The following is a 13829-nucleotide window of genomic DNA, read 5'->3' on the forward strand; positions in this document are numbered from 1 at the left end:
GCCGGTTTTCCTCGGGAGCCGCCGAGGGTGCGACGATGGGGGCATGCGTGCGCGTTACGGAGTACCCCTGAAGGTCACGGCCGGAATCGCGGCGGTGGGGGCCGCTGGTGTGGCCTATGCCGCCGGCTTCGAGGCGCGGTCGTTCCGCCTGCGCCGGGTGACGGTCCCCGTCCTGCCCCGGGGGATGCGCCCACTGCGCGTCCTTCAGGTGTCGGACATCCACATGGTCGGCGGGCAGCGCAAGAAGCGCGCCTGGTTGCAGTCCCTGGCGGGCCTGCGCCCCGACTTCGTCGTCAACACCGGTGACAACCTCTCCGACACGGAGGGCGTTCCCGAGGTGCTGGACGCGCTCGGCCCGCTGATGGAGTTCCCCGGCGTGTACGTCTTCGGGTCGAACGACTACTACGGGCCGCGGCTGCGCAATCCCGCGCGCTACCTGATCGAGAAAGCCCAGGGCCGGCACGGGCTGAACGGCAACAAGCCGGTCGTCGGCGCCGTCCACAACCCGTGGGAGGAACTGCGGGACGCCTTCGACGCGGCGGGCTGGCAGAACCTCACCAACACGCGGGCCCGACTGAAGCTGGACGGCCTGGAACTCGCCTTCACCGGACTGGACGACCCGCACATCAAGCGGGACCGGTACGAGAGGGTCGCGGGCGGGCCGGAGTCCGGCGCGGACTTCTCCATGGCCGTGGTGCACGCCCCGTACCTGCGCACGCTGGAGGCCTTCACCGCCGACGGCTACCCGCTGATCCTGGCGGGCCACACCCACGGCGGGCAGCTGTGCATCCCCTTCTACGGGGCGCTGGTCACCAACTGCGACCTCGACGCGAAGCGGGTGAAGGGCCTGTCCACGCACGAGACCGGCGGGAACCGCGCGTACCTGCACGTCTCGGCGGGCTGCGGAACCAACCGGTTCACGCCCGTGCGCTTCGCCTGCCCGCCCGAGGCCACACTGTTGACGCTCACCCCCAAGGCGTGAGCCGCCCCGCACCCGCCGTCCTCGTCACCGCGCGTTGCGGGCCTTGATCGCCCTCGCCGCGCCGTCCAATGGCTCGCCTGGCCCCTGGCCCACGTGACCTTCGCGCCGGCCCGCGGCGCCGTACTGGCCCCGGGCGCCGCGGCCCGGTACCCGTACCCTTTCGTCGATGTGGCCCGGTACGGCTACGGCCAGGTCGCGCTGAAAGCCCTGATCCCGGGCGTCGCCTTCTTCGCGCTCCGCCTCGCCCTGGTGGTGGCGGACCGCTTCCGCCCGGACCTCCGCCCGGGCCGGGCCCGCGAAAACCGGATTTCGTCTCCGGCCGACGGTCCGCTAAAGTAATCGATGTCGCCAGGCAGCAAGTCTGCAAGGCGGCGATCGGGGTGTAGCGCAGCTTGGCAGCGCGCTTCGTTCGGGACGAAGAGGTCGTGGGTTCAAATCCCGCCACCCCGACTTCGTAAGACCAGGTCAAGGGCTTGATCCGCATCGCGGGTCAGGCCCTTTCTGCGTTTGGGGCCGTCGTTCGGTGAGCAGGCCGGCGGGGTGGTTTCGGGGGAGCATGGAGGGATGGAGAGGGCGTCCCCGGGGGGTGTCGGTGGGCCGGGTCGGGTGGCCGCGGTCGGGGAGGGGGTCGGGGCGGACGAGTTGGCGTTGGCCGCTCGCAACCACGGTCTGCCCTTGGAGGCGCTGCGTTACGAGGTGACGCCGGCCGGGCTGCACTACGTACTGGTGCACTACGACATTCCCGCGGCCGACGCGGACGGGTGGCGGTTGCGGGTCGGTGGGCGGGTGCGGACCGCGGTGGAGTGGGGGGCGGCCGAGCTGCGGGCCCGGCCGGCCGTCACGCGGCGGGTGACCATGGAGTGTGCCGGGAACGGGCGGGCGCGGTTGTCGCCGCGGCCGGTGAGCCAGCCCTGGCTGGTGGAGGCGGTGGGGACGGCCGACTGGACGGGGGTGGCGCTGGGCGGGCTGCTCGCCGAGGCGGGTGTGGAGCCGGACGCGGTCGAGGCGGTGTTCACGGGCGCCGACCACGGGTTCGAGCGCGGGGTGGAGCAGGACTACCGGCGGAGTCTGCCGCTGCCGATCGACGCGGACGTGCTGATCGCGTACGAGATGAACGGGCTGCCGCTGCCGCCGCAGCACGGGTATCCGCTGCGGCTGGTGGTGCCCGGCTGGTACGGCATGGCCCACGTGAAGTGGTTGACGGACATCACGCTGGTCGACGTGCCCTTCACCGGGTTCCAGCAGTCCGTGGCCTACCGGTTCCGGCAGTCCCCCGACGAGGCCGGCGAGCCCGTGACCCTGATCGAGCCGCGCGCCCTGATGGCGCCGCCGGGCTTCCCCGACTTCATGACCCGTACCCGTGTCGTGCGGCCCGGGCCGGTGCCGCTGGCGGGCCGGGCCTGGTCGGGGTACGGGCCGGTGGTGCGGGTGGAGTTCAGCGCCGACGCGGGCCTGACCTGGGTCGACGCCGAGGTGGCGGCGGCCGGTGGGCGCTGCGCCTGGCAGGCCTGGCACGGGGTGTGGGAGGCGACTGCGGGCGCGCACACCCTGGTCGTACGGGCCACGGACGCCGAGGGGCGACGGCAGCCGCTCGAACAGAGGTGGAACCGGGGCGGCTTCGGCAACAACGCGGTCCAGCGGGTGGCGGTGGTGTGCGCCCCCGGGGAGTGACCCGTTCGGCCCCCAGCGGGTACGGGGGCCGGGCCGGCCGCGCACAGCATGGGCCCGAGGTGCTCGTCTACCTGATCATCCGGGGCAGTTCGGGGCGGCGGGGGTCGGGGGGCCCGCGGCACGTCGACGAGTTGGAGCGGCCGGCGAGGCTCAAGGCGGACGGTTCGCTCAGCCCGGAGGAGGTCCAGAAGGCCAAGGACAAGCTGCCGGCCTGAGGGGAAGTCAGTGGTAGGCCCGGGTGCGGGGGATGCGTCCGCGTGCGGGGAGATGTCCGGGCACGGGCAGGCTGTCAGGGCGCGGGGGGCTGTTCCGGGTCCGGGTCCGGGTAGGCGTCGAGTTCCGTGCGGACCAGGGTGACGAACTCCCGGGTCCGAGTGTCGACCGAGCGGTCCTCGGCGAGCCGGAGCAGGTGGTCGAGGACGGCGTCGACCGTGTCGAAGGGGCCGACCGGACGCAGCAGCCACAGGCGGTGTCGGGGGCGGGGCGGCAGGCCGAGGGCGGCGAGGCCCGCCACCGATTCGGTGTCGAGGAGGTCCAGGTCCTCGGCGGGGAGCGGGGCGCACCGCACGCGCGTGATGTGGCCGTGGCCGTCCAGTTCGCTCTCCACGGCCCAGTGGGTGCCGCGGTCCGGGATCCAGGTGCGGGCCCGCGCGGGCCAGACGTAGGGGAGGAACACCCACGTGGCGCTCTCGGGTGCGGGCTCCCAGCCGAGCACCTCCAGTTCCCTGACCTCGGGCAGCCGGTCCGGTTCCTGTTCGCTGCGTCCGGTGCGGCGCGCGGCGAGCGGGTGGGGTGATCCGGTCTCGTCCCAGGACATGCGGGCACGCTATCCGACGGGGTGGCGAATGTGCGTGACCCTGAGCGGCGGCGGCGGCTTCGGGCGTAGGCTGGGCCACAAGTAGACGCTGTCCACATCTTTGGAATCGACGATCCCATGCCGGCACCGACCGCCGAACCCCCGCGGGGGCGCACCACCTACCGCCACGGCAACCTCCGTGGCGCCCTGCTCGACGCGGCCCTGGAACTGGCCCGTGAGGGCGGGCCCGACGCGGTCTCGCTGCGCGAGGTCACCCGGCGGGCCGGGGTCTCGCCCAACGCCGCGTACCGGCACTTCACCCACCGGGGGGCTCTGGTGCACGCGGTCTCGCAGGCCGCCATGGCGCACGTGGCGCGGGCGATGGAGGCCGAGTTCGAGGCCGCCCCGCCCGCCGGGGAACCCGCGGCGCGGGCGCGGGCGCGCTTCCGGGCCGTGGGGACGGGGTACATCCGCTTCGCGGTCACCGAGCCGGGCTGGTTCCGGACGGCGTTCCACGTACCGGCCGACATGGTCCACGCCGCCGACACCACGGCCGCCGGCGAGGGCGGCCTCACCCCCTTCGAGTTGCTCGGCGCCGCCCTGGACGGACTCGTGGAGGTCGGCGCGCTGCCGGCCGAACGGCGCCCGGGCGCGGAGTTCCTCGCCTGGTCGGCGGTGCACGGACTGGCGACGCTGGTGATCGACGGTCCGCTGCGCGGGGTCACCCCGGAACAGGCGCACGACGCGGGCCAGGACGTGATCACGATGTTGGAGCGGGGGATCTGAGACCTGGGGCCTGTCCTTTGGATCCGGTCACAGCACTAGCCCGCGTCGAGCGGGTTGGCCGCGACGCGTGCCCTCGCGCCGCTCGCCACCCAGGCCGCCGCGGCGCAGTCCGGCTTGCGGACGGCCTGTTCCTCGACCAGGGCGCAGAAGGCCTCGCCGAAGCCGAGCCTCGGGTACGCGACGAGGAGCTCCGCGGTGAACGCGGCGGGGAAGTCGGACACCCCCAGCCCCGACACGTCCGCGCTGGTGCCCACCTGGAGCAGGTGGCTCTCCACGTCCTCGGCGGCCGTGACGTCGTCCCTCATGTGCAGGACGATCACTTCCTCCACGCGGGCGCGGCGGGCCGGCGGCCAGCCCAGGCCCGCCGTCAGGACGCGGGCGACATGGCCGCCGGCCTCCTCGAAGGGCAGGGTGTGGCTGTCGAACGGGGCGGTCAGGCCGAGGTCGTGCAGGACCGCGGCGACGTAGAACAGCTCGGCGTCGTAGGTCAGGTCGTGTTGGCGCGCGTAGTGGGCCCCGAAGGCGTACGAGCGCACGGAGTGGTTCAGCAGTGCCGGGTCCGCGTATTCGGAAGCGATCTCCAGGGCGGCTCGGGCCGAGGTGCCGTCAAGTCTCCATGTCGTCATGGGCGTCAGGGTAGGCGGCGATTCACGGTCGCCTGAAGTCCACTTCCGACGGGACCGGTTCGCCGGGCCAGGACAGCAGGCGGGCGGGTTCTCGGCGAGGACGGTGCCGCGCGAGACGACGTACCGGGGTCGGACCTGCCGGCGGATCGCCTCGGTGGGCGACTCGGCCGGCAGCAGGACGAAGGAGGCCGGGGCGCCCGGGGTGATGCCGTACTCGGTCGCGGACAGGCCGAGCACCCGCGCGGCGCGTTCCGTCACCATCGCGAAGGCGTGGGGGATCTCGTCGGCGCCGGTGAGTTGGGCGGCGTACACGCCGACGAGCGCGGTCTGGAGCGGATTGCCGGTGCCCAGGGCGTTCCAGGGGTCCATCACGTCGTCGTGTCCGAAGGCCACGTTCACCCCGGCCGCCAGCATCTCCTTGACCTGGGTGAGGCCGCGCCGCTTGGGATAGGCGTCGAAGCGGCCCTGGAGGTTGAGGTTGGCGAACGGGTTGGAGACGAGGTTGATCCCGGCGCGCGACAGGAGCCGTTGGAGTTTGAAGCTGTAAGCGCCGCCGTAGGAACCCATGGCCGTCGTGTGGGAGGCCGTCGCGCGTTCGCGCAGCCCCGAGCGCAGCGCGAGCGTGGCCAGCACCTCCACGAAGCGGGACTGCTCGTCGTCGATCTCGTCGCAGTGCGCGTCGACGCGCAGGCCCCGTTCCTCGGCGAGCGCGAAGGCGATGCCGAGGGAGGCCACCCCGTCCTCGCGGGTGTCCTCGAAGTGCGGGATCGCGCCGACCACGTCCGCGCCGCGCCGTACCGCCTCGCGCAGCAGGGCCTCACCGTCCGGGAAGGAGACGATGCCCTCCTGCGGGAAGGCGACGATCTGCAGGGTCATGACGTCCCGTACCCGGTCCCGGACCTCCAGCAGCGCGTCGAGCGCGGTGAGCTCCGGGTCGGTGGTGTCGCAGTGGGTCCGTACGTGCAGCACGCCCTGGGCCGCCTGCCAGCGCAGCACCTCGGTGGCGCGGGCGATGACGTCCTCGCGGGTCAGGGACCGTTTGCGTTCGCTCCAGCAGGCGATGCCCTCCCAGAGGGTGCCGGAGGCGTTCGGGCGCGGCTCGCCGGCCGTCAGGGCCGTGTCGAGGTGGATGTGCGGCTCGACGAAGGGGGCGGTGAGCAGGGCCCCGTGCGCCTCGATCAGGACGCCGGTGGAGGGTGGCTCCTTCTGGTCGTCGTGCGGGACGACCCGGGCGATCCGGCCGTCCTCCGCGACCTCCACGTCGCTGAGTCCGTCGCCGGCGGCGGACTGGTGGTCGGTCAACAGCCGGGCGCCCCGGACGATCATCCGCATGGCGTCAGCGTACGACCGGGGGCGGCCGGGCGGACCGGAGGCGGGACCGGGCCGGCGGGACCGGGACCGGGGTGGGGGCGGGACCGGACGCCGACGGCCCGCGGTTTCCGGGGGGAAACCGCGGGCCGGTGACGGGGTGACGGCGGTGGAGCGGCGGCCGTGACGGGCCGGTGACGCGGCCGGTCAGCGGTCGACCGGTCGGCGGCCGGTCGACCGCGCTCGGCCCGGGCCCTCTGCTGCATGCCCCGGGTCTTCGCGGAGATCGACTGCACATCCCCGGGACCCGTCACCCGTGTGGCGGCTCAGCCGCCGCGCTTCGATCCGGACGACGGGGGCCTCGTTCCCCGCTCGCGGCGCGCGTCCTCGTCCATCGCCCGGGCCTGGGCCTCGGCGATGTCCTCGATCCTGCCCTTGCTCTGCTGGTCCGAGCTCTTCGACATCCGCGAACGCGAGGAGCCGCTGTCGCCCGACATGTCGGACTGCTCCTTGGGCTGCTTCGCCATGATCGTTCCTCCTTGAGGACGGCGGGTGGGATCCCCGCCCACGCTGCCGCCTTCCGGGCGCCGGGACCATCCGGCAGCGCCGATCGGGTTACATGGGGGCATGACTGACGCAGACGCCTTCGCAGACACGCCCGCCATGCCCGACTGGGAGAAGCGCTTCCGGGCCCCGCGCGTCGGGCTGCCCGAGTGGGCCGAGGACGCGCCGGACCGTTCCCTGTTCGTCTCCAACGCGACCGGGACCTACGAGCTGTACGCCTGGGACCGCGCCACCGGCGCGCAACGTCAGGCCACGGACCGTCCCAACGGCACCACCGACGGCACCCTCTCCCCCGACGGCGAGTGGATCTGGTGGTTCTCCGACACCGACGGTGACGAGTTCGGCACCTGGGTCCGCCAGCCCTTCGCGGGCGGCCCCGACACGCCCGCCACGCCCGGTCTGGAGCCCTCGTACTCCGCCGGACTCGCCATCGGGCGGGACGGCACCGCGGTCGTGGGCCGGTCCACCGACGAGGAGGGCACCTCCGTCCACGTCGTACGGCCCGACGGCGGCGCGCCGGCCGTGATCTACCGGCACCGCGAGTCCGCCGGCGTGGGCGACCTGTCCCGCGACGGGACCTTGCTGGTCATCGAGCACACCGAGCACGGCGACGCGATGCACTCGGCGCTGCGCGTCGTCACCCTCGACGGCGCGGCGGTCGCGGAGCTCGACGACTCCGAGAACGGCACCGTGGAACTGGGTCTGGGCGTGCTCGGCTTCGCCCCGGTCCCCGGCGACACCCGGCTGCTCGTCGCCCACCAGCGGCGCGGCCGCTGGGAGCCGATGATCTGGGACGTGGCCACGGGCACCGAGACGGAACTCGGGATCGAGCTGCCGGGCGACGTGGGCGCCGAGTGGTATCCGGACGGTTCGGCCCTGCTGGTCTCGCACGACTTCGAGGCGCGCAGCGAGCTGTGGCGCTACGACCTGACCACGCGGTCCCTCGTCGAGGTGGAGACTCCCACGGGCTCGGTGTCCGGGGCGACGGCCCGCCCGGACGGGTCGGTGGAGTACCAGTGGTCCTCGGCGGCCGAGCCGGCGGCCGTGCGGTCCACGGCGGGCGGCGTGGTGCTGGACCCGCCCGGCTTCCGGCCGCCGGGCTCAGTGCCGGTGGAGGACGTGTGGGTGGAGGGTCCGGGCGGCCGGATCCACGCGCTGGCGCAGCGGCCGACGGGCCGCGGTGACGGCCCCTTCCCGACGATCTTCGAGATCCACGGCGGCCCGACCCACCACGACAGCGACTCCTTCCTGGCGACCCCGGCGGCCTGGCTCGACCACGGCTTCGCGGTGGTCCGGGTCAACTACCGCGGTTCGACGGGCTACGGGCGCGAGTGGACCGACGCCCTCAAGCACCGGGTCGGTCTGATCGAGCTGGAGGACATCGCGGCGGTCCGGGAGTGGGCCGTGGAGTCCGCTCTCGCGGACCCGGCGCGGCTGGTGCTGTCCGGTGGCTCGTGGGGCGGGTACCTGACGCTGCTGGGCCTCGGGACCCAGCCGGACGCCTGGGCCGTGGGGCTGGCGGCGGTGCCGGTCGCGGACTACGTGACGGCGTACCACGACGAGATGGAGGCGTTGAAGTCCCTGGACCGCACCCTCTTCGGCGGCACGCCGGAGGAGGTCCCGGACCGTTTCGAGGCGTCCTCCCCGCTGACGTACGTGGACTCGGTGAAGGCGCCCGTGCACATCGCGGCGGGCCTCAACGACCCGCGCTGCCCGATCCGGCAGATCGAGAACTACGTGGACCGCCTCGCGGCGCGCGGGGCGGTGCACGAGGTGTACCGGTACGACGCCGGGCACGGTTCGCTGGTCGTGGAGGAGCGGATCAAGCAGGTGCGGATGGACCTGGAGTTCGCGCTGAAGCACCTTCCGGCCTGACCCGGCAGCCGATGACCGGTGCACCCCCCGTACCGTGGTGGGGTGCACCGGTTTCTCCTGACCCCGCGCTGGTGGGGGATCAACGTCTTCGTCGCGCTCGGCGTCCCCTTCTGCCTGTTCATGGGGACCTGGCAGCTCGGCCGGTTCGAGGACCGCGTCGACACCCATCGGGAGGCGACGACCGCACGCCCCGCCGACCGGGCGGCGGCGCCGCTTGACTCGCTGCTCCCGGTGGACACCGAGACCTCCGGGCGGCCGGCTTCGGCGTCCGGTGTGTACGGGGAGCAGTTGCTCGTACCGCAACGGCAGCTCGACGGGAAGTCCGGCTTCTACGTCCTGACCCTGCTGAAGACCGACTCCGGCAAGGCCGTCCCGGTGGTCCGGGGCTGGCTGCCGGGCCCCGCCGACCCGGCGAAGGCGCCGGCCGCGCCGAGCGGGCGGGTGGAGGTGACCGGGGCGCTCCAGGCCTCGGAGAACTCCGGGACCAAGGGCGTGTACGCGCAGGGCGGTCTGCCGGCCGGGCAGCTCGGGGTGATCGGGGCCGCGACGCTGGTCAACATGGTGCAGGAGCCGCTGTACGACGCCTGGCTGACGGTGCAGACCCCGTCGGACGGGATGGTCGCGGTGCCCGCGAAGGCGCCGACCAACACCGGCCTGGACCTCAAGGCCTTCCAGAACCTCGGGTACACCGGCGAGTGGTTCGTCTTCGCCGCCTTCGTGCTCTTCATGTGGTTCCGGCTCTACCGGCGCGAGGTGGAGACCCTGCGCGACACGGAGGCGGGTCTGCTGCCGGCGGAGCCGGTCGCCGCGCGGCCCGCCCCCGCCGCTACTGCGTCGACGCCCCCAGCGCGATAGCGCCCGTCCGGTAGAGCGTCCCGCCGCAGGCGTCGGGGATCGTCGTCTGCGTGATCGGCGCCCCCGCCTCGGGCGTGTGGGACACGGCCACGCCGGCAGGGTCCGCGCCGGCGCCCCCGTTCGCCGGGTCCGACGCCGCCGCCCCGTCGGCGCCGGCGCCCTGGGTACCGGCCGGGGGCTCGCCCGAACCGCCCGCCGGGGGCTTGCCCGTCGGTCCGGCGGAGGTCGCCGGACAGGACTGCGCCGAGGGCACCCAGGCGAACCGCACCTCGTAGGCGGCGTTCGGTTCGAGGACCACCGAGGCGGACTCGACGGCCGGATCGGGCAGCAGTCCGCTCGCCGGGTCCCCGGCGGTGTGGCTGAGCACGGTGACCCCGGAGCCGGGCGCGGCCGGGTCCGACCTGGCCGCGGAGGCGGCGGTGACGGTGTCCGGGCCGGTGACCGTACAGCCCCGGCCGGAGACGTTGGTGACCTTGAAACTGCCGTACACCTTGCCGTCGGCCCGGGGGGCGCCGGCGCTGCCCAGCACACCCAGTTGGTCGGCGGAGCACCCCGGCACCGCGCCGGCCGCTCCCAGCGGGGGCCGCGGGGTGACGTCCGAACCGCTCGCAGCGCCGGCGGAGGCCGTGCCCGACGGGCCCGCCACGACCCTGTCGGAGGGGGAGCCGCTCGGCTGCGGGGACGGCGTGCCGCCGGCGCTCTGGCCCGTCCCCGGGAGGAAGGTGGGTTGTGCGGCGGAGTTGCCCGAGCCGTTCTGGTGCGGGTCGGAGGTGCCTCCGCTGTCGCCGTCCTGCTGCTGCCCGTGGCCGGCCATGGCGGAGTGGTCCGTGGCGGAGCCCTGCCCGCCGCTCAGTTGCAGGGCGGCCGGGACGCCCGCCCCGGCCAGTACGGCCGCCGCCACGGCGCAGACGAGGACCTGCCGCTTGCGGGCCCGGCGCGCGGGGACGGCGTACCGCAGTCGCTCCAGCGCTCCCTCGGACGGCTCCAGGCCTTGGACGGCTCCGCTCAGCAGGCTTCGCAGGGCCTGCTCGTCGGTTCCCTCGGCGTCGTTCTTCCGGTCGTCCATCATGACTGCGCAGCCTCCATCGCCACCCGCAGCGCGGCAATGCCCCGCGATCCGTACGCCTTCACCGAGCCGAGCGATATGCCGAGCGTCTCCGCGACCTGAACCTCCGTCATGTCCGCGAAGTAGCGCAGCACGAGCACCTCGCGCTGGCGTCGTTGGAGTCCCCGCATGGACTTGATGAGGTCGTCCCGTTCCAGTTGGTCGTAGGCGCCCTCTTCCGCGCTGGCCATGTCCGGCATCGGCTTGGTCAGCAGCTTCAGTCCGAGGATGCGGCGGCGCAGCGCGGAACGCGAGAGGTTGACGACGGTCTGGCGCAGGTAGGCCAGGGTCTTGTCGCGGTCCCGGACCCGGTTGCGGGCCGAGTGGACGCGGATGAAGGCCTCTTGGACCACGTCCTCGCAGGAGGCGGTGTCGTCGAGGAGGAGGGCGGCCAGGCCCAGGAGGGAGCGGTAGTGGGCCTGGTAGGTCTCGGTGAGGTGGTCCACCGTGGTGCCGGCCACGACGACCTTCTCGGTGTCCGCGGCCACCGCGGCCTTGCGCGCCGTGTCGTCGGCGGCGTTGGTCCCCGGGGCGCCGGCGCTATCCCGGGGTGAGGGCACGCGGCCGCCCAGGGTCGGTACGACGGACGGCGTGGACGTCGCCGCGCTCGTCGGCGGGACGGGCACGATCACAGGAAGGCCGCCGGGCGCGTTCGATCTCCGGCGCGGGGGAATGGTCCCGGTGCGCACCGGTATGACGGTGAAATCGAGCAATGCCTCTGCCACGCCTGTTGGACACGCGTCCCCCCGTCAGGGTTGTACGCGCGAGCCAGAGTTTCCGGCAATATCCCCATTGCGCTCATGCGTACCCGCTCTTCCCGGTTGCCCCATTTATCCAGGCGGCAGTCGGGCCATCACCTTGATCAAGGGATCGACACCGATCCTACAAAGCGAATTACGCAAATTCACCCGCGATCAGTTCCGAGATCTGCGTCGCATTCAGGGCCGCGCCCTTGCGGAGATTGTCCGCACAGACGAAGAACTCCAGGGCCCGCCGGTCGTCGAGCGAGGCCCGTACCCGTCCCACCCAGGCCGGATCCGTGCCGGCCGCGTCCACGGGTGTGGGGAACTCCCCCGCGGCGGGCTCGTCCACCAGGACCACTCCGGGCGCCGCCTCCAGGATCTCCCGCGCGTGCGCGGCGTCCACCTCGCGCTCGAACCGGGCCCGCACCGACAGGGAGTGCCCGGTCACCACCGGAACCTGTACGCAGGTCACCGCGATCGGCAGCTCCGCCAGGTCGAGGATCCGCCGGGTCTCCGCCCGTACGGCCAGTTCGTGCGAGGACCAGCCGTCCTCGCGCAGCCCACCGGACCAGGGCACCACGTTCAGGGCGAGCGGGGCCGCGAAGGGACCGGTGTCCTCGCCCACGGCGCGGCGCACGTCCCCGGGCTTCTCCCCCAGGGAGGTCCCCGCCACCAGCGACACCTGGCGCCGCAGCGTCTCGGCGCCGCCCCGGCCCGCCGCGCTCGCGGCCTGGTACGAGGACACGACCAGGTCGGCCAGCCCGTACTCGGCGTGCAGCGCGCCCACCGCGGCGATCATCGAGGCGGTCACGCAGTCCGGGCCGGCCACGATGCCGCGCGGCCGCATCCGTACGGCGTGGCCGTTCACCTCGGGCACCACCAGCGGCACCTCGGGGTCGTCCCGGAAGGCGGGCGACTGGTCCACGGCCACCGCGCCGCGCGTGGTGACGACGGGCGCCCAGCGCGCCGAGACCTCGCCCGGGGTAAGGAAGATCACCACGTCACCGGGCCCGAGGCCGTCGAAGGCGTCCTCGGTGAGGGCGAGCACCTCGATCTCCTCCCCGCGCACGGTCAGCACACGGCCGGCCGAGCGTGCGGAGGCGATCAGGCGGATGTCGCCCCAGATGTCGGCCCGCTGGGACAGGATCCCGAGCAGGACCGAACCGACCGCTCCGGTCGCCCCGACCACGGCGAGTGCCGGTGCCGGGGTCGACCGGGTCGGCGTCATCGTCCGGTGCCTCCGTAGACGACGGCCTCGTCGCTGTCGGAGTCGAGGCCGAAGGCCGTGTGCACGGCGCGGACGGCCTCGTTGACGTCGTCCTGGCGGGTGACGACCGAGATGCGGATCTCCGAGGTGGAGATCAGCTCGATGTTCACGCCCGCGTCGGACAGGGCCTGGAAGAACGAGGCGGTGACGCCCGGGTTGGTCTTCATGCCCGCGCCGACCAGGGAGATCTTGCCGATCTGGTCGTCGTAGCGCAGGGACTCGAAGCCGATCGCGCCCTTCGCCTTCTCCAGGGCTTCGATGGCCTTGTGGCCCTCGGCCTTGGGGAGGGTGAAGGAGATGTCCGTCAGACCCGTGGAGGCGGCGGACACGTTCTGCACGATCATGTCGATGTTGATCTCGGCGTCCGCGATGGCGCGGAAGATCGCCGCGGCCTCGCCCGGCTTGTCCGGAACGCCTACGACCGTGATCTTGGCTTCGGAGACGTCGTGAGCGACTCCGGAGATGATGGCGTGCTCCACCGGCTCGTCCCCTTGCGGATTCTCGTTGCTGACCCAGGTGCCCGGCAGTCCGGAGAAGGACGAACGGACGTGGATCGGGATGTCGTAGCGGCGTGCGTACTCGACGCAGCGGTGCAGCAGCACCTTGGACCCGGAGGCCGCCAGCTCCAGCATGTCCTCGGAGGAGATCCAGTCGATCTTCCTGGCCTTCTTCACGACGCGGGGGTCCGCGGTGAAGACGCCGTCGACATCGGTGTAGATCTCGCAGACCTCGGCGTCGAGGGCCGCGGCGAGCGCCACGGCGGTCGTGTCCGAGCCGCCCCGTCCGAGGGTGGTGATGTCCTTGCTGTCCGCCGACACGCCCTGGAAACCGGCGACGATGGCGATGTTGCCCTCGTCCAGCGCGGTGCGGATACGGCCCGGCGTGACATCGATGATGCGCGCTTTGTTGTGCACCGAGTCGGTGATGACACCTGCCTGGCTGCCCGTGAACGACTGGGCCTCATGGCCCAGGTTCTTGATCGCCATGGCCAGCAGGGCCATGGAGATCCGCTCTCCGGCGGTCAGCAGCATGTCGAATTCGCGGCCGGCAGGCATCGGGGACACCTGCTCGGCGAGATCGATCAGCTCGTCCGTCGTGTCGCCCATCGCGGATACCACGACGACCACCTGGTGGCCGTTCTTCTTGGCATCCACGATTCGCTTGGCGACACGCTTGATGCCTTCGGCATCCGCTACGGAGGAACCTCCGTACTTCTGCACGACAAGGCCCACGTGCGCTCCTCGCTCAGTC

Annotated in this window: 13 protein-coding genes, 1 tRNA gene and 1 pseudogene; 8 read left to right on the forward strand and 7 right to left on the reverse strand. The window is 72.9% G+C overall.

The genetic code is table 11. The features are described 5' to 3' along the window. The first annotated feature begins 43 nt into the window (after nt 1-43). The 5 genes and pseudogenes from ACIRO3_RS28605 (at nt 44) to ACIRO3_RS28625 (ending at nt 2868) form a co-directional block, all read left to right on the forward strand. A complete protein-coding gene (locus tag ACIRO3_RS28605; RefSeq protein WP_365998309.1) occupies nt 44-982 on the forward strand; it encodes a metallophosphoesterase in 939 nt (312 codons plus the stop codon). Nucleotides 983-1048: 66 nt separating this feature from the next. After that, nucleotides 1049-1321 (forward strand): annotated as a pseudogene (locus tag ACIRO3_RS28610) (Pr6Pr family membrane protein); the annotation flags it as partial. A 37-nt stretch (nt 1322-1358) separates the two neighbouring features. Continuing rightward, a tRNA-Pro gene (locus ACIRO3_RS28615) sits at nt 1359-1432 on the forward strand. Nucleotides 1433-1546: 114 nt separating this feature from the next. After that, entirely contained in the window at nt 1547-2653 is a 1107-nt protein-coding gene (locus ACIRO3_RS28620; RefSeq protein ID WP_404141575.1) for a sulfite oxidase, read from the forward strand. A gap of 59 nt (nt 2654-2712) precedes the next feature. Further along, the gene (locus ACIRO3_RS28625; RefSeq protein WP_404141576.1) at nt 2713-2868 is read left to right on the forward strand and encodes a hypothetical protein; all 156 of its coding nucleotides are present in this window, start codon (nt 2713-2715) and stop codon (nt 2866-2868) included. 74 nt (nt 2869-2942) lie between these two features. Here ACIRO3_RS28625 and ACIRO3_RS28630 read toward each other — a convergent pair whose 3' ends face one another. Beyond that, nucleotides 2943-3470: a DUF5956 family protein gene (locus ACIRO3_RS28630; protein WP_404141578.1), complete on the reverse strand. Its 528-nt coding sequence runs from the start codon at nt 3468-3470 to the stop codon at nt 2943-2945. Nucleotides 3471-3587: 117 nt separating this feature from the next. Between ACIRO3_RS28630 and ACIRO3_RS28635 the strand changes: the two genes are divergently transcribed. Then, a complete protein-coding gene (locus ACIRO3_RS28635; RefSeq protein WP_404141580.1) occupies nt 3588-4235 on the forward strand; it encodes a TetR/AcrR family transcriptional regulator in 648 nt (215 codons plus the stop codon). Nucleotides 4236-4270: 35 nt separating this feature from the next. On the opposite strand, the gene codA is transcribed toward ACIRO3_RS28635, so the two are convergent. Beyond that, nucleotides 4271-6193 (reverse strand): cytosine deaminase, encoded by a 1923-nt coding sequence (gene codA, locus ACIRO3_RS28640; protein ID WP_404141582.1) that lies wholly within the window; start codon nt 6191-6193, stop codon nt 4271-4273. 302 nt (nt 6194-6495) lie between these two features. Next, nucleotides 6496-6696 (reverse strand): hypothetical protein, encoded by a 201-nt coding sequence (locus ACIRO3_RS28645; protein WP_365998317.1) that lies wholly within the window; start codon nt 6694-6696, stop codon nt 6496-6498. Between the two features lie 100 nt (nt 6697-6796). Here ACIRO3_RS28645 and ACIRO3_RS28650 point away from each other — a divergent pair, with 100 nt between their 5' ends. Together ACIRO3_RS28650 and ACIRO3_RS28655 are read left to right on the forward strand one after the other, a co-directional pair. Further along, nucleotides 6797-8608 carry a prolyl oligopeptidase family serine peptidase gene (locus ACIRO3_RS28650; protein WP_404141584.1) on the forward strand — a complete coding sequence of 604 codons (1812 nt, stop codon included), beginning with the start codon at nt 6797-6799 and terminating at the stop codon, nt 8606-8608. Between the two features lie 42 nt (nt 8609-8650). After that, nucleotides 8651-9463 (forward strand): SURF1 family protein, encoded by an 813-nt coding sequence (locus ACIRO3_RS28655; RefSeq protein ID WP_366147708.1) that lies wholly within the window; start codon nt 8651-8653, stop codon nt 9461-9463. Here the strand turns inward: ACIRO3_RS28655 and ACIRO3_RS28660 are convergent. The 4 genes from ACIRO3_RS28660 to ACIRO3_RS28675 form a co-directional block, all read right to left on the reverse strand. Further along, a complete protein-coding gene (locus tag ACIRO3_RS28660) occupies nt 9435-10532 on the reverse strand; it encodes a hypothetical protein (protein WP_404141586.1) in 1098 nt (365 codons plus the stop codon). The genes ACIRO3_RS28655 and ACIRO3_RS28660 overlap by 29 nt on opposite strands. After that, nucleotides 10529-11242, reverse strand: coding sequence for a SigE family RNA polymerase sigma factor (locus tag ACIRO3_RS28665; protein WP_404141638.1), 714 nt, complete (start codon nt 11240-11242; stop codon nt 10529-10531). The genes ACIRO3_RS28660 and ACIRO3_RS28665 overlap by 4 nt, the downstream gene beginning before the upstream one ends. Nucleotides 11243-11462: 220 nt before the next feature. Then, nucleotides 11463-12539 (reverse strand): aspartate-semialdehyde dehydrogenase, encoded by a 1077-nt coding sequence (locus ACIRO3_RS28670; protein WP_361770195.1) that lies wholly within the window; start codon nt 12537-12539, stop codon nt 11463-11465. Further along, on the reverse strand, nt 12536-13810 hold the full coding sequence (locus ACIRO3_RS28675; RefSeq protein WP_361770198.1) for an aspartate kinase: 1275 nt from the start codon (nt 13808-13810) through the stop codon (nt 12536-12538). Before ACIRO3_RS28675 ends, ACIRO3_RS28670 begins: the two co-directional genes overlap by 4 nt. Nucleotides 13811-13829 lie beyond the last annotated feature (19 nt).

The sequence above is a fragment of the Streptomyces sp. NPDC102278 genome, assembly GCF_044766345.1.
GTDB lineage: Bacteria > Actinomycetota > Actinomycetes > Streptomycetales > Streptomycetaceae > Streptomyces.